A 19,964-nucleotide genomic window follows, 5' to 3' on the forward strand; every position below is an offset into this window, starting at 1 on the left:
ATTCGGGACAAAAGACCCCGACTGTGATGAGCGTTACAAGGATGTAACCGAATAGTCTTATTTTTCGGCCATTTGTGCACTAGCTTTTCTTCTAATCAGGAAACCCTGATATTCGCATCGAAGGTTCGCGGACCTTTGGATCGAGGAGAAAAAATTCATGACTGCAACACGTAACGCAGTGCTGTTTGGCGCCGGCGGTAACACCGCGCGCGCGGCCAGATTCGCGGCACTCGGTCTCGGCGTCGCACTGTTCGCGTCAGCCTGTGGGGGCGGCACTTCGACCGAAACCGAAAGAAACGGCGGCTCTGCACCCGCAGCCGCCGGGCTTGTCTGCCCCGAGGGCGGCGAAGGCGCGGGTCCGACCACCGGAACCAAGGGGGATCCGGCAGCCGTACCGGAGACAAAGGGGTCCACGGATACACCGCTGAAGATCGGCTCACTGCTGCCCACCACGGGCGCGCTGGCCTACCTTGGCCCGCCCGAAATTGCCGGCGTTGATCTGGCCATCAAGCAGATTAATGAGGCAGGCGGCGTTCTCGGTGAAGACGTCGACGTCGTGCACCGGGATTCGGGCGACACCACCACGGATATCGCCACCCAATCCGTGTCCGCACTGCTTGGCCAGGACGTCAACGCCATTGTCGGTGCAGCATCCTCTGGCGTTTCGAAGACCGTAATCAACCAGATCACCGGGGCTGGCGTCTTGCAGATCTCGCCGGCGAATACCTCGCCGGACTTCACTGACTGGGACGACAATAACCTGTACTGGCGTACAGCCCCCTCGGACGTGCTCCAGGGCCGTACTTTGGGCAGCTACATGGTCTCCTGTGGAGCTCAGACGCTGGGTATGATCGTCCTGAACGACGCCTACGGCACGGGCTTGCGGGATAACGTAAAGACCGCGTTTGAAGGCGCTGGCGGCCAGATCGTCGCTACGGAAATGTTCAACGAGGGCGATTCGCAGTTCAGCTCGCAGGTTGACGCCGTCGCAGCGGCGAACCCGGATGCCATCGCGTTGATTACGTTTGATCAGGTGAAATCCATTGCCCCGCTTCTGCTGGCCAAGGGCATCACTCCGGATCAGTTGTTCCTGGTAGACGGCAACACCGCCGACCTGAGCGAGGATCTGGACCCGGGCGCTATGGAAGGCGCACAAGGCACCATTCCCGGCACCTTTGCAAAGGACGAGTTCAAGACCTCTCTCGCGGAGATCGATGACGGACTGACTTCCTACGCCTATGCCGGTGAATCCTACGATGCCGTGAACCTCGTGGCTTTGGCCGCCGAAGCTGCTGGGAGCACCAAGGGCGAAGACATCGCCGGAGAAATGCAGTCGGTGTCCCGAGACGGCGAGAAGTGCTACGACTTCGCCGGTTGCGTGACCCTGCTCCGCGAGGGTGCCGATATCGACTACGACGGCATCTCCGGCCCGATCTCCTTCGATGAAAACGGCGATCCGACCGAAGCTTACGTCGGTATCTACGAATACGACGCTGAGAACCGGCCGCAGCCGATGCGCGAGGAGTTTGGCCAGCTATAAAATAGAACAACGTCACTCGCAGTCACTCGCACTGACGCAGGAAGCCCCCGCTCTTGGCGGGGGCTTCCTCGCGTGCGGGGCCCGGGTCCATGAGGCTAGACCTAGGGCCAAGCCGATCAAGCAAGCCCGCCCTTCGATAAGCGCTTTTTCCTTGTCCACATCCCCCGCAGCACCCTGTTGAGGTCTGCATCACGCCCCGGTAAAATCGAATGTATGTTCGAGTCAATCGTTCCAGCGGAGATGGGTCCGGTGACGCCGGTTCCCGGCGACGCGGGTGCAGTGCTGGTCCGCGGCTGGGCCGCCGGGCTTTCGGACCTGGATCAGGAGGTTTCCGAGGGGGTGCGGATTGACCGGATCACCGCGATGGAGGAACTCAAGGCCGCCCTGGCTGCCGCGCAGGCCCGGGAGACGGAAGCGTTTGTTGCCTCCCGCCGGGAGGCCCGGGCCGCGGCCGGGATCTCCGCGGAGAAACGGGGCCGGGGGCTGGCGAAGGAGGTCGGCCTGGCCCGGAAGGACTCCCCGAACCGGGGCGGTAAGCATCTGGGCCTGGCGACCACGTTGGTCAGGGAAATGCCGTACACCTATCAGGCGCTGGCCCAGGGCCGGCTGAATGAATGGCGGGCGACCATCCTGGTCCGCGAGACCGCCTGCCTGAGGGTGGAGGACCGTGCCGCGGTGGACCGGGAACTGTGTGCTGATCCGACGACGCTGCAAGGGTGCGGGGATCAACGGATCGGGGCGCTGGCGAAGCAGGCCGCGCTGCGGCTGGACCCGCACGCGGTGGTCCGCCGGGCCGCGAAAGCCGAAACCGGACGCCATGTTTCCTGCCGTCCGGCGCCGGACACCATGGCCTACGTGAGTGCCCTGCTCCCGGTGGTGCAGGGCGTGGCCGTTACCGCCGCGCTGGTCAAGGCGGCAGACCGGTTGAAGGCGCAGGGCGATGAACGCGGCCGGGGCCAGCTGATGGCCGACATCCTCGTCGAACGCGTCACCGGCCAGCCCGCCCAGAGCCCGGCGAAAATCGAGGTGCAACTGGTCATGACCGACCGCACCCTGTTCCAAGGCGACTCCGAGCCCGCCCACCTCACCGGGTACGGCATCGTCCCCGCCCACTGGGCCCGCGACCTGCTCCGCACCGAGAACACGGACCACGAGTACGCGAACGGCGGCGAGGAACATACCGTCGGCAGCCTGATCAAAGGTGCCGCAAATGGGTCTGGCGAAGCCGTTGCCGGCCCCGCGGATGCCGGCAACGGGACCGGTGTTACGGGTTCCGGTCCGCCAGGCGCAGGCGAACCGGTACCGGTCGCCGATGCTGCTGGCGCGAACGGAGACACCCGAACCGCCGGAAACACAAGGGAAGCATGGGCTGCTTAGCGAATTTCGGACAGCGGAATTAGCGGTTTCCTATGCTGCCAGGGCTGGCTGCTGGTAACTGTAGTGGACGTTGTTGGGGTACCGGTAATCGAGTGCGGAATGCCTCCTGCGGGAGTTGTAAAAGCCCTCGATATAGCGGATGACGTCCCTGCGGGCCTGAGTCTTCGTCGCGTAGACCGTGCGGTAAACACGCTCGTTTTTCAGAGCGGAAAAGAAGGATTCGGCCATCGCGTTATCCCAGCAAACCCCGGTCCGGCCCATCGAGGACCGCATGCCCAGTCCCGCGACCAGGGCCCGGAACGAGGCGGAGGTGTATTGGCTGCCGCGGTCCGAATGCCAGATCGCGCCGGGCTCGATCACGCTCGTCTCGGCGGCGTTGCGCAAGGCAGTCTCGACCAGTTCCGCACGAATGTGGTCGGCGATGGCCCAGCCCACGACTTTCTTGGAGTAGCAGTCGATGACGGTGGCCAGATAGACGAAGCCCTGCCAGGTGTGGATATAGGTGATGTCGCCGACGAACTTGGTCCCGGGCCGGTCCGCGCTGAAGTCCCGCTTCATCAGATCCGGGATCTTTGCCGCAGCGTCGGCATCGGCCTCGGTCGTGGTCCTGAACGGGCGCGGCTGGCACGGGATGAGGTTCTCATCGCGCATGATCTGGCGCACCAGCTCCGGCGAACACCCGGTGCCCTCGTCGGCCAGATCGGCGTGGATCCGCCGGTAGCCGTAGGTGCCGTCGGATCGTGTGAAGAAGTGCCGCACGCGGGCGGTGAGCGCCTGCCGGCGGGCCGCGGTGGCCGAGAGCGGGCGGGAGAGCCAGTTATAGAAACCGGACGCGGAGACGCCAAGCCACCGGCACATCTTCACCACCGGACTGGTGCCGGCAGGGTCGTTGCGCTGGGAGTCGATGAATTCATACTTCGCCACTACCGTGGCTCCCGTGCAAAGTATGCTGCGGCTTTTTTTAGGAACGCGGCCTCGGCTTTCAGCTCGCGGTTTTCGCGCTCGAGTTCCTTGAGCCTTGCTCGTTCGGAGACGCTCAGGGCCTCGTCCTCATCGGGCACGTTTCCGGCGTTACGGTATTTCTTCAGCCAGGTCCGCAGAGTCTCGGCCCCGACGCCGTTCTCCTCGGCAACGGATTTGATTGTCTTGGAGGTTGTGATGACCTCCTGGCACAGATCGTCCTTGAATTCCTGGGTGAACCGTCGTTGTGATGCAGACATTCTGCACGTTCCTCATTTCAGTAGTCCCTCTAATTTTATGAGGGTCCACTGTCCGAAATCTCTAGGCTCCCCAGCAGGTTCGGCGATCGGGCCGCCTGGTTTCAGGCGAAGAGCCTCCGCCGATGCGGAAGATGTGGAAGTGTGGGTGCGCCGGCTGTATACAGCGCCCGGTACCGGGCAGCTGCTCGGGATGGATTCGCGGGCGCGGTCGATGCCGGCCGGAATGCAGCGGGTCATCCAGGCCCGGGACCAGCTCTGCCGCACCCCCTGGTGCGACGCGCCGATCCGCCACCACGACCACGTCGTGCCCTGGCGCAACGCCGGGCAGACCAGCGAGGTCAATGGGCAAGGCCTATGCGAAGCGTGCAACCTCGCGAAGGAAGCCGACGGCTGGCACGCCCAAACCGTGCCCGGGCCACGGCACACCGTGGAAACCACCACGCCGACCGGGCACACCTACCAATCCACCGCACCAGCGCTGCCCGGCACACCACCGGCACCGGCAACAGAGCAGCCGGACGAGTTGCCGGGGCCGCTGTCAGTCTTCGAACAGGCACTCGGCCGCATCGACTTCCTCTACCGCCCCGCCGCCTGAGCTATAAGTCAGTAATTGGCGTGACAAGCGGGGTTCAGGCGTAAGTCCGAAACCCCGCTGCAACTAAGCGGTATCAGCCAAAGTCCCTAGATACAGCTGGATGACCTTGGGATCCTTCATCAATTCACGGCCGGTTCCCGTGTACGCGTCCTTACCCTGGTCGAGCACATATGCACGGTCGCAAATCTGCAGGCACCGGCGCGCATTCTGCTCGACCATGATTACGGAGACCCCGGCGCGGTTGATCTCATGTACCCGGAGGAACGTCTCGTCCTGCTTAACGGGGGAGAGGCCTGCGGAGGGCTCGTCGAGGAGCAATACGGCCGGTTCCATCATCAGGGCCCGACCCATGGCCACCATCTGCCGCTCGCCGCCCGAGAGCGAACCCGCACGCTGGGTGCGGCGCTTGCCGAGCTCAGGGAACAGACTCGTGACAAAGTCGAAGCGTTCCTTGAAATTCTTGGGCTGCTGGAACATTCCCATTTGCATGTTCTCTTCGATGGTCAAAGAAGCGAAGACGTTGTTTGTCTGGGGCACGAAGCCAACGCCCTGCGTGACAAGCTTATTCGCCTTAAGGCCCGTCAGGTCTTTGCCGCGGACGACCACGGTCCCGGAATGCACCCGTACCAAGCCGAACATGGCTTTGAGCAGCGTCGACTTGCCGGCGCCATTCGGACCGATTATGCCGATCAGTTCACCGGGTCGGGCCTCAATACTGCACCCATTGAGAATATTGACGCCGGGCAGATAACCGGCGACGAGGTCCGTGACCTTGACGACAGCTTCCTGCGACGCAGCCTCGCGGCTCTGCTCACTCATCGCTGATCCTTACTGTCTCCGGAGCCCGGCTCGCCCGGGCGTTCAGCTCCGCCGTCGAGCTCGGTGATATGGCGCCCGATCACGCCTTCGTCCTCTGTCCCAACAACCGACTCCTGATCGTGTGAAAGCTGTTCTTCCAGTGCTTCGATTCCTTCCGCATCGCCCAGGTCCACGTCGTGGTGAGCTCCAAGGTAGGCATCGATTACTGCCTGGTCCTTCATGACGTCCTGAGGTGGACCTTCAGCAACAATTTTTCCTTCCGCCATGACGACAACCCAGTCGGCAATGTGGCGAACCATCTGCATGTCGTGTTCCACGAACAGAACAGTCATGCCCTCAGCCTTCAGGTTCTTGACGTGGTCCAACAGCGACTGTGTGAGAGCCGGGTTCACGCCTGCCATCGGCTCGTCGAGCATGACCAGCTTCGGCCGCACCATCAGGGCGCGGGCCATCTCCAGGAGCTTGCGCTGTCCGCCGGAAAGGGAGGCTGCGTAGTCATCCTTCTTCGTATCCAGTTTGAACTTCTCCAGCAGGACGTCAGCCTGTCGGGTGATCTCCTTTTCCCGGCCGCTCCACATGCCTTTGAAGAGTGCCTTGCTCAGCCTCTCACCGGGCTGGCTGTCCCCGCCGAGCCGCATGTTTTCCATCACCGTGAGCTTGCCCATCACCTTGGTGAGCTGGAAGGTACGGACCATACCCATGCGGGCAACTTTGTGGGACGGGACGCCCGCCAGAGAGTGGTCGTCGAACTTCCACTCGCCGCTTTGCGGAACGTCGAATCCGGTCAAGAGGTTGAACAGGGTGGTCTTGCCGGCCCCGTTGGGGCCGATTAACGCCGTGATCTTGTGTCGCGGGACTTCCAGGTATTCGACGTCGACCGCCTTGAGTCCGCCGAAGGTCCGGGTCACGTTCTTGGCGATCAGGATCGGATCCCGCTTCTTGCAGCCCGGCGCGGTTTCGCCGGCCGCGATGGGCCTGGTGTCAGTCATGAATTCGGAGGCTGCATGCTCCGGTGCACCGCCCACGGGCGCCGGGACTGCGGTGTTGTTGTCGGTCATGCGAACGCCAGCTCCTTCTTATTGCCCATGACGCCTTGGGGCCTGAAGATCATCAACAGCATCAGCGCCACACCTACCAGAATGTAGCGAAGCTGCCCGGCTTGGGTGGCTGTGAGGAAGGTGATGTAACCGGCCCCGATTGCACCATAGAGTACGCCCTGGGTCAGTGAGAGGACCACCCAGAAAATCATGGCGCCGATGACCGGACCGAGTACCGTAGCCATGCCGCCCAGCAGCAGACAGGTCCACAGGAAGAACGTCAGTTCCGTGGCGTAGTTGGCCGGCTGCACGGCGCCGCGAGGCAGCGTGAAGATCATGCCCGCAAGCGAACCGAAGCTGCCGCCGATGATGAGGGCCTGCATCTTGTAGGAATACACGTTTTTGCCCAGGGAACGGACAGCGTTTTCGTCCTCGCGGATACCCTTGAGCACGCGTCCCCAGGGACTGCGCATCAGTAGCCAGACGATCACACAGCAGACGGCGACAACACCCCAGCCCACGATCCGGATCCACAGGTCCCGCTCATTAAAGTCCACCAAGCCGAGGTCGTACTGGCCCGGGGGGATGGGGTTCATAGCGAAGAATCCGCCTTCGAATGCGGCAAGGCCGTTGGCGGAACCAGTGATAGGGGTAAGTTGGTTGGTTGTGACGATGTAGCGCAGGATTTCCGCCGCCGCAATCGTCACGATGGCCAAGTAGTCCGCGCGCAGCCGGAGGGTGGGAATACCGAGCAGGAGTGCGAAAAGGACAGAGCCGATGAGGGCGATCAACAGGCCGACGACGAATGGCACGTCCCAAAGGATCGTAGGAATGGCGAAGCCGTAGGCGCCGACCGCCATGAAGCCGGCCTGGCCGAAGTTGAGTAGCCCGGAGTAGCCGAAGTGTACGGCGAGGCCGAGGGCCGCGAGGGCGTACGCCGCCGTCGTCGGGCTGATGATTTCGCCGAAGGCGTTCGCGAGAATATTGAGAAAGTCCATATCGAAGCTCCTATCCCACTCGCTCTTTACGGCCCAGAATGCCTTGGGGCCTAAACAGGAGTACGACGATCATGATCAAGAGGGCGCCTACGTACTTCAGGTCGGCTTCCAGCCAGAGGGTGGACAGCTCAACAAAAAGGCCCACGAGCACGGAACCCAGCAGGGCGCCGAAAATGGTCCCCAGACCACCGAGAACGACGCCGGCGAAGATCAGCAGGAGGATCTGCTGCCCCATATTGAACGTCACACCCGGGCGGTAGTAGGCCCAGAGGATGCCGCCGAGAGCAGCCAGCACGCCGCCGGCGGTCCAGACAATCCGGATGACGCGGTCCACATCGATGCCCGACGCCGCTGCGAGAGCGGGGTTGTCGGAAACGGCCCGCGTGGCCTTTCCGAGACGGGTCTTGAGCAGCAGCAGACCAATGGCGATGATGACGATGGCGCTGACCACCAGGGACGTCAGCGTGTTGCGGCTGATGGAAATGGAGCCGAATTCGAGAATGGGGCTGTTGGCACCGGGCAGCTGCTGGGTTGCACCGCCGAAGAAGAACTGGATGACGTAGCGGCTGGCGAGAGCGAGGCCGATGCTGACGATCATCATCGGGATAAGACCCGAACCACGGCGCCGCAGCGGCTTCCACAGCCACGCATCCTGCGTGTAGCCGAAGACGGCTCCGCCGACGATCGCCAGAGCTATCGCGAGCCAGACAGGCAGGCCCGCGGCGTTGAAGCCGAAAACGAGCACGGCTCCGAGGGTCACCATCTCGCCGTGGGCGAAGTTCGTCAGGCCGGTGGTGCCGAAGATCAGGTTCAGGCCAACGGCGGCGAGGGCCAGGAGGAGGCCGAAGCTCAGCCCCGCGATCAGGCGTTCCACCAGCTGTTCTCCGAAACTGGCGCCTTGGAAGACAATGCCTTCGCCGAGCGGGAAGATCGCTGCCGCGTTGGAGGTGTTGGTGAACGTTACTTCGCGCGGATTGGGCGTTCCTTCCGCAAGCTCCACGCCCTCGGGGAAGGTGGAGACATCCACTTCCACTTGATACGTGCCCCGCTCCGGAACCCCGATGGACCAGGAACCGTTCTCTCCGGTGACGGCTTCCCCCGTGAATCCTTCACCAGTGGCGGTGATTCTGACGCCAGGGACCGGGCCTTCGGCGTTGCGCAGAACACCGCTGATGGTATCCCGGAACGGTTCGGCCGGAGCACTTGTCGTTGTATCCGGCGCCGGCGCGGGCGCGGGCGCAGTAGTGGCAGCCAGCGAGGGTGAGGCGATGAACAGCATTGCCGCCGTCATGGCCAGAATTGCGAGTAACTTCCCCCAGAGCCGAGCGAGCTTCGGCATAGTTCTCAAAATACAAACCTCCACAGTGTGGGGTGGCCTGACGTTTTCGGCGGCAGGCAGCTGACGTCGTCTGTGATCTCTATCACGGACGTGTCGTTTATGTTACTCGGGGAATCCGTTCAACATGTTGCGAAATGCTTGCTTTTCATCGCAATCGGATAACACTTGTGCAGGTTTGGTGAAACGGATCTGCCTGAAGGGCGTGGAGAAGGCCGGAGAATACGAACCTCAGGTCAGAGGTACAGCCCGGTGCGCTTGTCCTGCTCTTCCGGCTCGGCCACCGCATGGATATCACGCTCGCGCAGCAGCACGTAGTCCGTGGCGTTGACTTCCACCTCGGCCCGGTCCTCCGGATCGAAAAGCACCTTGTCGCCGACGCTGACCTGGCGCACGTGGGGACCTGCGGCGACGACGGCGGCCCAGGCCAGACGCTTGCCCATGGCAGCGGTCGCCGGAATCACGATGCCGGATGAAGAACGGCGCTCGCTGCTGTCCTTGTCCAGCGCAACGAGAATGCGGTCATGGAGCATCCGCAGGGGCAGCTTGGTTGCGGCGGTGCGGCTGGAGGAGGAATCGGGGCGCGTGGTCACCCCAGTATTCTAGCCATGGTGCCAGCCTGCGCCGACCGCTGTTGCCGGGAATCACTGCAGGCCCGCGCCTACTTGGACGTCGATTCGGCACGCTGCAACGGACGATCGGGACATTATTCACCCAACGGGATAAATTTCGGACCTTCAAACGTTGTGATTGATAGGGTTTAGTCAGCTCGTACCCCCTAGATGGAGGACAACAACAATGGCCATGGGTGGAAATCCGGTCTTCAACAATCCAAATGCGTTCCGCAGCCAGCCACAGCGCTCGGCGAACGCCGGCTCGGCCATGCTCGCGGGCCAGTCGCAGATGTCCAGCCAGCAGCTCAATGATCTGTACAACCAGCCGTCGGCAGGGCCCGCACAGACCGGCCGGATGACCTACGACGACGTCATCATGAAGACCATGGCCTGCCTGGCTCTGGTCCTCGCCGGTGCAGCCGTGGGCTGGATGATTCCGGCCCTGATGATTCCGGGTATGCTCGTCGGCCTGGTGCTCGGCTTGGTCAACGCCTTCAAGAAGGAGCCGTCCAAGGCCCTGATCCTGGCGTATGCCGGAGCCGAAGGCGTGTTCGTCGGCGGCCTGTCCATGGTGCTCGACTCGATGTACCCGGGCGTCGCACCTCAGGCAGTGCTCGGCACCGTCTGCGTGTTCGCCGTGACCCTGCTCCTCTTCAAGAGCGGCAAGGTGCGCGCGACGCCGAAGGCGATGAAGTTCTTCATGATCGCCATCATCGGCTACGCGGTGTTCTCCTTGGTCAACCTGGGCCTGCAGATGTTCGGTGTAATGGACACCCCGTGGGGCGTCCGCGGCATCGAAATCAACATCATGGGCATCGGCATTCCCCTCGGCGTGATCATCGGCCTGTTCGCCATCGGCCTGGCCGCGTTCTCGCTGATCATGGACTTCACCTCCATTGAGCAGGGCGTTCGTGCCGGTGTGGACCGCAAATACTCCTGGACCGCTGCGTTCGGCCTGACCGTGACGCTGATCTGGCTGTATGTGGAGATCCTGCGCCTGCTCGCGATCCTTCGCGGCACGGAGTAGCCGCATTCCATAGTTTGAGTCCAGCGGGTCCCGGCAGCAATGCCGGGGCCTGTTGTGTTTAACGGGCGAATTGGCAGGCGGTGGTCAGGCCAACCGGCTGGCGCCGTCGGCCGGGGCAACCGGAAAGATATCGGGCTGCTTAAATCCAGCCATGCGGAAAGAACTGACGACGGCGGTGCTCACCTTTTCTGCCGCTTCTTCCGGCACCAGGGCAATGGCCGAGCCGCCGAACCCGCCTCCCGTCATCCGGGCGCCCAAGGCGCCGTGCTGGAGTGCAGTGTCGACGGCCAGATCCAGCTCGGCACAGGACACTTCGTAGTCATCGCGCAGGGAGACGTGGCTGGCTGTCAAGAGGCCACCGATTCCTGCGGGCCCGGATGTCGGGCCGGATGCATCACCCCGAGACATCAGCAGGTGGGCTGTCTGCTGCACTCGTTGGTTCTCCGTGACGACGTGCCGCACGCGGCGGAACGTTGTTTCGTCCAACCGGCCTCGTGCCTCCGAAAGCATTCCTTCCTCCACATCCCGCAGGGAGTCCACGCCCAAAGCCTCCACAGCCCGGGCACAGTCGGCGCGCCGTGCGGAATATCCGCCGCTTGAGTGCGAGTGCGAGACCTTCGTGTCGACCACCAGGAGCTGCAACCCCGCCGCGCGCAGCGGCAGGGGGACCGGCTGCGTTGCCAGGCTGCGGCAGTCAAGGAGCAGTGCATGGTCGCCGCGGCCCAAGAGGGACGCCGTCTGGTCGAGAATGCCGGTCGGTGCGCCGGCCATCTCGTTCTCGGCCTGCCGGCAGATTTGGACCAGCTCCGGCGGTTCGAAGCCGGCTCCCAACAGGTCGTTGAGGGCAACGGCCACGGAACATTCCAGCGCAGCCGAGGAAGAGAGCCCGGCCCCGATGGGAACGTCGGACTCCAGTTGCAGCTCTAGGCCGGGAATTTCCACTCCGCGTTGGGCGAACGCCCACACGACGCCGAGCGGATAGGCAGCCCAACCCGCCACGGCGCCAGGTGCGATGTCAGCGGCAGCCAACGTCACGTCGTCGTACCCGGTATTTAGGGCGGTGGCGCGGACGGTTGAATCCCTCCGCCGGGAAACCGCGGCGAGGGTGGAGCGGTCGATGGCCAGCGGAAGGGCGAAGCCAAGGTTGTAGTCGGTGTGCTCGCCGATGAGATTGACGCGGCCCGGGGCGGCCCAGATGCCGTCTGGAGCGTGGCCGAAGTGTTGGGCGAAGGCGTCGGCGGCTGCGGTTGTCCGGCCGGTCATGCCGTGTCCGCCGCCCGAAGCCGCGCGGCGGTGTCCTCGGGCGCCGTGTCATTGATGAAGGCGCCCATGGCGGCTTCCGAGCCGGCAAGGTACTTGAGCTTGTCCTCGGCTCGGCGCGGGGAGGTCAGCTGCAGGTGGAGATGGCCGGAGGGTCGGAAGTCGTGAGCGACAGGTGCCTGGTGCCATGCGGCGATATAGGGAGTGGGGGAGTTGTAGAGATTGTCCAGTCGGCGCAGCAGTTGCGGGTAAAGTTCCGCGAGTTCGTCGCGTTCCTCCCCGGTCAGGGCGGCGAGGTCGGGGACTTGGCGGTGCGGAACGAGGTGTATTTCCAGCGGCCAACGGGCGGCGAAGGGAACGTAGGCGCTGAAGTGGTTACCCTCGACGATCATGCGCTCGCCGTCGGTCCGCTCGGCCGCCAGTGCCGAACTTGTCAAGGTTTCCAGGCCGCCGGAGCGAAGGTAATGCCGCCGGGCCAGCTTCGCCATGCCGGCGCTGCGCGGCGCTATGAACGGATAGGCATAGATCTGGCCGTGTGGGTGATGCAGCGTCACGCCGATCTCGGCTCCGCGGTTTTCGAAGCAGAAAACCTGCTGCACGCCGGTCATCGCGGACAGGGCCTCGGTGCGCTGCGCCCAGGCGTCCACCACCGTGCGCACCCGCTCGAACGGGAGCGAACCGAAGGAACCGACATGGTCTTCGGTAAAAGAGATGACTTCGCAGCGTCCGTACGCCGGGGCGCTGACGGCAGGGGCATCGTCGGGGGCGGGCAGGGCGCCGAGCCGCGGACCGAAGGACGGGAAGCGGTTTTCGAAGACCGCGACCTCGTAGCCTGACGGAATCTCCGTCTGCCGTACGCCGTCGGAGGGGCACAGCGGACATTCGTCCGCCGGCGGCAGGTGGGTGCGGTTCTGCCGGTGCGCGGCCACGGCCACCCACTCGCCGGTCAGCACATCGAAGCGCGCCTCGCCGGTCCCGCCGCCGCGCGGATCCAGCTGCCGGCCGTCGCTCGGGGCGGTGTCACGGCGCCGCTTGGCTGCGTCAGGGGCGCTGTCAAAATAGATCAGTTCCCGCCCGTCCGCGAGCCGCGTGGAAGTCATGGTCGTCATGGCGGCTCCTGAGGATGCATTCTCCGGTACGTTTTAGCTATGAGCCACCCTACCTTTGCCACCGGAGAACAGTTCGAGATTGTCCGCGGAGACTCACGCGCCGTCATTACGGAACTGGCCGCTTGCCTGCGGTTGTTCGAGAAGAACTCCGTGCAACTGACCGAGACTTTCGGCGACGACCAGATTCCGCCGGGAGCCGTAGGGATCCTGCTGGCGCCGTGGCCCAATCGGGTGGACAAAGCGGTCTGGACACTCAACGGCAAGGAACAACGGCTGGACATCACGGAACTCAAGCGCGGCCATGCCACCCACGGGCTGCTGCGGAACACCGGCTACCGCAAGGTGGAACACACCGAATCCGCCGTTTCGCTGGAGGCCGGGATCTTCCCGCAGCACGGCTATCCGTTCCACCTCACCCACCGCGTCCGCTACGAGCTGGATAACGACGGCGACCTGTTGGTCACGCAGTCACTGGTCAACCATTCGGAGGAGGCCGCACCCGTGGCCCTCGGCGCGCATCCCTACCTGCGGCTTGGTCAGGAAGATACCTCGGGCCTGACGCTGACGGTCCCCGGCGAGACGTACCTGATCACGGACGAGACACTGATTCCCCGGGACAAAGCAGCCGCAGCAGAAGAGGTAGACCTGCGTGCCGGACGAGAGGTGGGTTCGCTGGACATGGACTGTGCCTACACCGATCTGGTTCCCTCTGCCAGCGGCCGGGTGGAGAGCACCTTGAGTGCCCCGGACGGCAAATCCGTGACTTTGTGGCAGGACGAAACATTCCCCTACACGCATGTGTTCGTGACAGACAAGTACCCGGGACGGGTGCAGGCGGTGGCCATTGAACCGATGACGGCGCCGGCGAATGCGCTCAACTCCGGGGATGGACTCGTCTGGCTGGAGCCCGGCGCCGAATTCGGCGGCAGCTGGGGCATCAGTGCCAAGGTCGGTTCGACGAATGTCGGGGCGTGAATATGAAACTATTGACACTATGACCCGGCCCTTCCCCGACAACCGTCCACCGGCCGCCGGTCCGCGCGCCGGAACCGGTGGTCCGCACCATGTCCGCGAGGACGTGCCGTACGCCCTGAGGATCAGTGCTGCCTGGGCCTGGCGGCTCGGATTGATCATAGTGGTGATCGGGGTGCTGATCTGGCTGCTCAGCTACATTTCGCTCATCATCATCCCGCTGATGGTCGCCGCGCTGCTGGCTGGCCTGCTCCAGCCCGTGGTCCGGTTCCTCCACAAGGCCAAGGTGCCCGGCGGCCTGGCCGTCGCCATCACGATCCTGGGCTTCCTGGGCCTGATGGGCGGGGCCTTGTCCCTGGTGGGGCGCCAACTGTTCTTCGGCTTCCGCGAACTGTGGGACCAGGCGCTTGAGGGTGTGCGTCAGATCCAGGGCTGGCTAACCGACGGTCCCTTGGCGCTGACATCGGCCCAGCTGAACGACTACATCAACGAACTGTTGGACCAACTGCAGGACAACAGCAGCGCCATCCTCTCCAGCGCCCTCTCCGTTGGCTCCACCGCCGGCCACCTTGTGACCGGTCTGCTGCTGGCAATTTTCGCGCTGATTTTCTTCCTGCTCGACGGCGAGCGGATCTGGATGTTCGTCGTCGGTCTGCTGCCCAAGCGGGCCCGCGCGGCAAGCAACGGTGCCGGCCGCAAGGGCTGGTACTCGCTGGTCCAGTACATCCGCGTCCAGGTGTTCGTGGCGTTCGTGGACGCCGTCGGCATTGGTGCCGGCGCAGCCATCATCGGCGTCCCGCTCGCGCTGCCGTTGAGCGTGCTGGTGTTCATCGGCTCCTTCATCCCGATTGTCGGTGCCCTGGTCACCGGCTTCGTGGCGGTGCTGTTGGCCCTTGTCGCCAACGGCTGGGTCAACGCGCTGATCATGCTGGCCATCGTGCTGGGCGTCCAGCAGTTGGAAAGCCACGTCCTCCAGCCACTGATCATGGGTAAAGCGGTATCCCTGCATCCGCTGGCCGTGGTGATCGCCGTTGCTGGCGGCACCATGGTGGCGGGCATTCCCGGTGCGCTGTTCGCCGTTCCGCTGCTAGCCATCGTCAACACGGTGGTGAAGTACATAGCCGGCCGGGACTGGGAACATGACATCGCAGTCGGCGGGCAGCAGCGGCGCACTGAACCGCTGGCCGAGCCACCGGGCACGAAAGGCGCACGCGGGGCCGGAGGGTCTGCGCCGGACAGCGATGACGGATCCGGGGACACCGCGAAGAACGACGCCGGGGCCACCGCAAAGCAGGGCACCGCGGTGAAACCTGATGCCAGGGACGGGGCTGCGGAGGGCGCCGTCGTCGAAAATACAAAGCCCGAAAAGACTGATATTGGGGAACCGGGCGGTAATGCCCCGGAGGATAGGAACGAACTGCGGAAATGATAGATCTCAAAGCACTTCCCGTGACCGTTGACGACATCATGGATGCCGCCGAATTGCTCGACGGCGTGATCGAGCTGACCCCGGTGGAACAGTCGCGCGCGCTGGGCCGGATGACCGGATCCGACGTCTACTTCAAGTGCGAGAATCTGCAGCGCGCGGGTTCGTTCAAGGTCCGCGGTGCGTATGTGCGCATGGCCCGCCTGAACGAAGAGGAGCGGGCGCGCGGCGTGGTTGCGGCGTCCGCGGGAAACCACGCCCAGGGCGTCGCCGTGGCTGCGGCCAGGCTTGGCATCAAGGCCCGGATTTTCATGCCCATGGGCGTCGCCCTGCCCAAGCTGGCAGCCACCCGCGGCCACGGTGCGGAAGTTGTCCTGCACGGCCACAATGTTGACGAAGCCCTGGCCGAGGCCCAGCGTTACGCTGATGAAACCGGCGCCGTCTTCGTCCACCCCTTCGACAACACTGACATCATCGCCGGGCAGGGGACCGTCGGCCTGGAAGTGCTGGAGCAGATCCCCAACGTGGACACTGTTGTCATGGGTGTCGGCGGCGGCGGGCTGCTGGCCGGCGTGGCGACGGCGATCAAGGCCCGGGCCAAGGAGCTGGGCCGCGAGATCAGGGTCATCGGCGTACAGGCGGAAAACGCCGCGGCTTACCCGCCGTCGCTGGCCGCTGACGCCCTGGTGCCGCTGCAGAAAGTATCCACCATGGCGGACGGCATTGCCGTGGGCAGGCCCGGACAGGTGCCGTTTTCCATCATCCGCGAACTGGTCGACGACGTGGTCACCGTCAGCGAGGATGCCCTCGCGAGGGCCCTGATCTTCCTGATCGAGCGGTCCAAGCTGGTGGTGGAGCCGGCCGGTGCCGTGGGCGTGGCCGCGCTGATGGAAGGGGTCATCGAGAATCCCGGTACCACGGCAGTCATTCTCTCCGGCGGCAACATCGATCCGATGCTGATGCTCAAGGTGATCCAGCGCGGCCTGTACGCCTCGGGGCGGTTCATGTCCGTGCGCATCATGCTCGACGACCGGCCTGGTTCGCTGGCCCAGATCTCGCGCATCATCGCCGAATCGGACGCGAACGTCACCCGCGTGGACCACACCCGCATCGGCGGGTCCATCAGCATGGGCGACGTGGCCATCACCATCGACATCGAAACCAAGGGCCACGAACACTGCAAGCAGGTGCTGGACAACCTGCGGGCGGAGGGCTTTCAGCCCATCGTCGTGCATTAGCCATGGCTGGCTACCGCGGGCAGGCGCCTCGGACCCAAGCGTCGCGGGCCCGGCGGGGACTGGTGGTGCTGGGTCTCCTCACCGCCGTGCTGTGGGGCATCCAAATAGTCAACGTGTCGACCGGCCTCGAGCTGAATTTCCTGCTGGGAAACATTCCACGCTCGCTCTACGGGCTGGACGGCATCATCTTTTCGCCGCTGCTGCACGCGGACTTCAGCCACCTGCTCAGCAATAATCTGCCCTTGGTGGTGCTGGGCTTCCTGGTGTTCCTGGAGGGTGTGCGCCGATTTGTCGCAGTCCTCGCCTCCAGCTGGCTGGTATCTGGCGTCGGCGTCTGGCTCACCGGCGCCGGCCTGACGGTCGGCTCGTCCGGACTGGTCTTCGGCTTCCTGACGTACCTGCTGGTGCGCGGGTTCTACAACCGCAGCTGGAAGCAGATTCTGCTGGCCGTGGTGATCTTCATGTTCTACGGCTCGGTCCTGTGGGGCGTATTGCCGACGCCGGGGTCCGGCATTTCGTGGCAGGCCCACTTTTTCGGCGCGGTTGGGGGAGTGCTGGCGGCGGTCCTGCTGCGCAAGGATTCCCGGCGTCGGAACAGCCGCGTGGGCAGCTGAGGAAAATGGCGGGCTCCCCGGAGGGGAACCCGCCATTCGAATCCGGCCTGGCCGGAAGCTGCTTTAGCCCTTGTACGGCTTGGCGGAGATGATCTCCACCGAGATTTCTTTGCCGTTCGGTGCTGTGTAGCTGGTCTTGTCGCCTGCTTTGAGACCGTGGATAGCGGCGCCAAGGGCGGACCGCTCGCTGTAGACGTCGATGTCGGCATCGCCGGCAACTTCGCGGCTGCCAAGCAGGAAGGTTTCCTTGTCGCCGGCGACGTTGGCTTCGACAACCATGCCGGGTTCGACAACGCCGTCATCGGCAGGTGCTTCCCCCACGTGCGCGTTGCGAAGCAGCTCGGTCAGCTGCCGGATGCGTGCCTCTGCTTTGCCCTGTTCCTCTTTGGCTGCATGGTAACCGCCGTTTTCCTTGAGGTCTCCCTCTGAACGGGCCTGCTCAATACGGGCAACAATCTCCGTACGGCCGGGGCCGGAGAGATGATCCAGTTCAGCCTTCAGGCGGTCGTAGGACTCCTGGGTGAGCCAGGCGACGGATGCGCTGGATGTAGACACGTACTTCTCCTTAGTTACTGCCGGTTTCAAAGCTGAGACTCCGGCACGGTTACTTATTGCAGGAAACGGCCGCCGGGTTGGCAGCCGCTTCCATGCAAAGACCCCGCCATACGGGTGACTCGTCTAGCGAATTTCCTTAGTCACCTGATGGGCGGGGCGGAATGTATTTGAACAAGTCTAGTCAATCACAGAAGCAAATCCCAATAACCGAGACCGAGCTGCAACATTCGCTTCGGACTTCGACCCCCGTTTGGGCAGGGGCATCGGAGAGCTACCGGCGCGGTCAGTCCACAATCCAGCAGCTGTTGACGCCGCCTGTTGTCGCGGGGGATTCCGTTCGCAGTTCAATGCGATGGGCCGTCGTGCGGCCGCTGGCTGCTCCCTCGTCCTCGGCGTTGGGGCCCACGGTGACTACCTTCCAGCCGACGATCGCGTAGGTTTCGCTCAAGGCTTGGACCGCGCACTCCGCCGTGGCGTCCGGATCCTTTATGACCTGGAAGTCCACCACCACTGTTCCGTCGTCGCTAAGATTGAACCCGACGTCGGTGCTAGAGACGTCGTCGGAGCCCTGGATGGAGAAGGACATCCATCCAGCGATGACGACGGCGACAGCCAGCGCGGCGACGGCCATCCACTTTTTGGCTTTCCCACTGAGCCCGCGCTTTGGGGCGCCGTAGCGATTGGCTACGCTTAACCCGGACGAGGTGTCCGTGGGAGTGGGTCCGGTGGTGCTCACACCACCACTTTATCGTGTCCCGGGGTCGCCCCGGTCCCTTCAGAATTCAGTCATAGTCCGTTCGTAGATCATCAGGAGTTTTTCGTGAGCATCCCCGCACAGCCCGGCGTGGCCCCCAAGGGAAGCAGTTCCGGGAGCCGGCTTCGCCTGCTCGCGGTCCATGCGCACCCCGACGATGAGTCGAGCAAGGGTGCGGCGACGATGGCCAGCTACGCCGCGGCCGGCGTCGATGTCATGGTCGTCACCTGCACCGGCGGTGAGCGCGGCGACATCCTGAACGCGGAGGTCGCCTCGGTCCCGCACGCCCTGCGCGATCTGCCCGGCCTGCGCCGGCTGGAAATGGCCGACGCCGCCAAGGAGCTCGGCGTCGCGCATCGCTGGCTTGGCTTCGTCGACTCGGGTCTGCCGCAGGGCGACCCGCTGCCGCCGCTGCCCTTCGGCAGCTTTGCCACGCTGCCGCTCGAGCGTGCCGCGGCGCCGTTGGTCCGCCTGGTCCGCGAGTTCCAGCCACATGTGATCATCAGCTACGACGAAAACGGCGGCTATCCGCACCCGGACCACATCATGGCGCACAAGGTAGCGGTGGAGGCCTACAACGCCGCCGGCGTCGCCGAAAGCTATCCCGAGGCCGGCGAACCCTGGACCCCGTTGAAGCTTTACTTCGACCGTGCCTTCAACCCCGAGCGGTTCCGCGCCCTGCACTTCGCCCTCGAAGAGGCTGGCCTGCAGTCGCCGTATGCCGCGCGCATTGCCGCTTGGCAGGAGGCGGATGCCGAGGGGCATCAGCCGCCTATGCCGGTTCACCGGACCACTACGCAGATCGACTGCGGGGACTTCTTCGAGCACCGCGACCGCGCCCTGCTGGCCCACCGCACGCAGATCGAGCCCAACGGTTTCTTCTTCGCGGTGTCGCCGGATATGCAGCGCAAGGTGTGGCCATGGGAGGACTACACGCTGGTTGACGCCCGGGTGGAAACCTCGGTACCTGAAACGGACTTCTTTGCTGGCATACGATAGAGACAGCGCAACCTGATTTTCCGGGCACCTTGTGCCTATTCCGGGGAACATGTCCCGGGTTCTGCCAGAAAGAGACTGACCTTTGCACCTGTTGCACGTATTTGCCGCCGCAGCCCCGAACGACGAGCCCTCGCTGCGTCCGGGCCTTGACCCCGACCAGGTCACACCCGGTGCCTGGGGCTTTTTCGCCACTTTCTTCCTGGCTGCCGCCATCATCCTGCTGATCTGGGATATGGCCCGGCGGATCCGGCGGGTGCGTTACCGCCAGCAGGTAGAGGAAGCCGCCGTGCTCGACGCAGCGGAGCGGAAGGCAGCAGACCAGAACGACGACGGCGAAGGCCGGCCGCGTGGCTCGGCTGCGGACACGGGACGCGAGTTCCGGCTGCAGGACGGGCTCGACGAAAGGATCACCGGCAGCAAGCGTCCGGATGAATCCCGCGGGGACAAGTCCGGCCCGGATCGCGTGGGGTAGCT

20 protein-coding genes are annotated in these 19,964 nt (G+C 64.1%); 10 read left to right on the plus strand and 10 right to left on the minus strand.

What is annotated here, in order from left to right; translation table 11 throughout:
* Window positions 1-157: 157 nt before the first annotated feature.
* Together J5251_RS10295 and J5251_RS10300 are read left to right on the plus strand one after the other, a co-directional pair.
* Window positions 158-1,540 carry an ABC transporter substrate-binding protein gene (locus J5251_RS10295; RefSeq protein ID WP_208573896.1) on the plus strand — a complete coding sequence of 461 codons (1,383 nt, stop codon included), beginning with the start codon at window positions 158-160 and terminating at the stop codon, window positions 1,538-1,540.
* Between the two features lie 213 nt (window positions 1,541-1,753).
* Complete coding sequence (locus tag J5251_RS10300; protein ID WP_244250617.1) at window positions 1,754-2,917, plus strand: DUF222 domain-containing protein; 1,164 nt, start codon at window positions 1,754-1,756, stop codon at window positions 2,915-2,917.
* Window positions 2,918-2,947: 30 nt separating this feature from the next.
* Here J5251_RS10300 and J5251_RS10305 read toward each other — a convergent pair.
* Window positions 2,948-4,137 (minus strand): IS3 family transposase gene (locus J5251_RS10305; RefSeq protein ID WP_139007412.1). Its coding sequence is split into 2 segments (ribosomal slippage): window positions 2,948-3,867 and window positions 3,867-4,137, totalling 1,191 coding nucleotides; the frame shifts between segments, so codons are not numbered across the junction.
* A gap of 145 nt (window positions 4,138-4,282) precedes the next feature.
* Here J5251_RS10305 and J5251_RS10310 point away from each other — a divergent pair.
* Window positions 4,283-4,732, plus strand: coding sequence for an HNH endonuclease (locus J5251_RS10310; protein ID WP_208573897.1), 450 nt, complete (start codon window positions 4,283-4,285; stop codon window positions 4,730-4,732).
* Window positions 4,733-4,795: 63 nt separating this feature from the next.
* Here the strand turns inward: J5251_RS10310 and J5251_RS10315 are convergent, their stop codons facing one another.
* From J5251_RS10315 to J5251_RS10335, 5 genes are all read right to left on the minus strand, one after another.
* Complete coding sequence (locus J5251_RS10315; protein WP_139005192.1) at window positions 4,796-5,551, minus strand: ABC transporter ATP-binding protein; 756 nt, start codon at window positions 5,549-5,551, stop codon at window positions 4,796-4,798.
* Entirely contained in the window at window positions 5,548-6,540 is a 993-nt protein-coding gene (locus J5251_RS10320) for an ABC transporter ATP-binding protein (protein ID WP_171059357.1), read from the minus strand. Before J5251_RS10320 ends, J5251_RS10315 begins: the two co-directional genes overlap by 4 nt.
* 65 nt (window positions 6,541-6,605) lie before the next feature.
* Window positions 6,606-7,586, minus strand: coding sequence for a branched-chain amino acid ABC transporter permease (locus J5251_RS10325; protein ID WP_139005194.1), 981 nt, complete (start codon window positions 7,584-7,586; stop codon window positions 6,606-6,608).
* 10 nt (window positions 7,587-7,596) lie between these two features.
* Window positions 7,597-8,925 (minus strand): branched-chain amino acid ABC transporter permease, encoded by a 1,329-nt coding sequence (locus tag J5251_RS10330; protein ID WP_208573898.1) that lies wholly within the window; start codon window positions 8,923-8,925, stop codon window positions 7,597-7,599.
* A 233-nt stretch (window positions 8,926-9,158) separates the two neighbouring features.
* A complete protein-coding gene (locus J5251_RS10335) occupies window positions 9,159-9,455 on the minus strand; it encodes a GroES family chaperonin (RefSeq protein ID WP_240793075.1) in 297 nt (98 codons plus the stop codon).
* A 265-nt stretch (window positions 9,456-9,720) separates the two neighbouring features.
* Here J5251_RS10335 and J5251_RS10340 point away from each other — a divergent pair, with 265 nt between their 5' ends.
* Window positions 9,721-10,563, plus strand: coding sequence for a Bax inhibitor-1/YccA family protein (locus J5251_RS10340; RefSeq protein WP_171059346.1), 843 nt, complete (start codon window positions 9,721-9,723; stop codon window positions 10,561-10,563).
* Between the two features lie 84 nt (window positions 10,564-10,647).
* Here the strand turns inward: J5251_RS10340 and galK are convergent, their stop codons facing one another.
* Both galK and galT read right to left on the minus strand, forming a co-directional pair.
* On the minus strand, window positions 10,648-11,826 hold the full coding sequence (galK, locus tag J5251_RS10345) for a galactokinase (protein WP_208573899.1): 1,179 nt from the start codon (window positions 11,824-11,826) through the stop codon (window positions 10,648-10,650).
* A complete protein-coding gene (gene galT / locus J5251_RS10350) occupies window positions 11,823-12,932 on the minus strand; it encodes a galactose-1-phosphate uridylyltransferase (protein WP_208573900.1) in 1,110 nt (369 codons plus the stop codon). Before galT ends, galK begins: the two co-directional genes overlap by 4 nt.
* A gap of 39 nt (window positions 12,933-12,971) precedes the next feature.
* Between galT and J5251_RS10355 the strand changes: the two genes are divergently transcribed.
* The 4 genes from J5251_RS10355 to J5251_RS10370 are packed head-to-tail and all read left to right on the plus strand — an operon-like array spanning window position 12,972 to window position 17,182.
* On the plus strand, window positions 12,972-13,907 hold the full coding sequence (locus J5251_RS10355; protein ID WP_208573901.1) for an aldose 1-epimerase family protein: 936 nt from the start codon (window positions 12,972-12,974) through the stop codon (window positions 13,905-13,907).
* Window positions 13,908-13,926: 19 nt separating this feature from the next.
* A complete protein-coding gene (locus tag J5251_RS10360; protein WP_208573902.1) occupies window positions 13,927-15,333 on the plus strand; it encodes an AI-2E family transporter in 1,407 nt (468 codons plus the stop codon).
* The gene (gene ilvA / locus J5251_RS10365; protein ID WP_074699237.1) at window positions 15,330-16,568 is read left to right on the plus strand and encodes a threonine ammonia-lyase; all 1,239 of its coding nucleotides are present in this window, start codon (window positions 15,330-15,332) and stop codon (window positions 16,566-16,568) included. The genes J5251_RS10360 and ilvA overlap by 4 nt, the downstream gene beginning before the upstream one ends.
* 2 nt (window positions 16,569-16,570) lie before the next feature.
* Window positions 16,571-17,182 (plus strand): rhomboid family intramembrane serine protease, encoded by a 612-nt coding sequence (locus J5251_RS10370; RefSeq protein WP_208573903.1) that lies wholly within the window; start codon window positions 16,571-16,573, stop codon window positions 17,180-17,182.
* 63 nt (window positions 17,183-17,245) lie between these two features.
* Here J5251_RS10370 and greA read toward each other — a convergent pair whose 3' ends face one another.
* Both greA and J5251_RS10380 read right to left on the minus strand, forming a co-directional pair.
* On the minus strand, window positions 17,246-17,737 hold the full coding sequence (gene greA, locus J5251_RS10375; RefSeq protein ID WP_139005202.1) for a transcription elongation factor GreA: 492 nt from the start codon (window positions 17,735-17,737) through the stop codon (window positions 17,246-17,248).
* A 283-nt stretch (window positions 17,738-18,020) separates the two neighbouring features.
* Complete coding sequence (locus J5251_RS10380; protein WP_244250618.1) at window positions 18,021-18,473, minus strand: DUF4307 domain-containing protein; 453 nt, start codon at window positions 18,471-18,473, stop codon at window positions 18,021-18,023.
* A gap of 84 nt (window positions 18,474-18,557) precedes the next feature.
* Here J5251_RS10380 and mca point away from each other — a divergent pair, with 84 nt between their 5' ends.
* Window positions 18,558-19,490 carry a mycothiol conjugate amidase Mca gene (gene mca, locus J5251_RS10385; RefSeq protein WP_432264395.1) on the plus strand — a complete coding sequence of 311 codons (933 nt, stop codon included), beginning with the start codon at window positions 18,558-18,560 and terminating at the stop codon, window positions 19,488-19,490.
* Between the two features lie 82 nt (window positions 19,491-19,572).
* Complete coding sequence (locus tag J5251_RS10390; protein WP_205676810.1) at window positions 19,573-19,962, plus strand: hypothetical protein; 390 nt, start codon at window positions 19,573-19,575, stop codon at window positions 19,960-19,962.
* The last annotated feature ends 2 nt before the right edge of the window (window positions 19,963-19,964 follow it).

Origin of the sequence: Arthrobacter crystallopoietes, assembly GCF_017603825.1 — a bacterium.
In the GTDB taxonomy this organism is placed as follows: domain Bacteria; phylum Actinomycetota; class Actinomycetes; order Actinomycetales; family Micrococcaceae; genus Crystallibacter; species Crystallibacter crystallopoietes_B.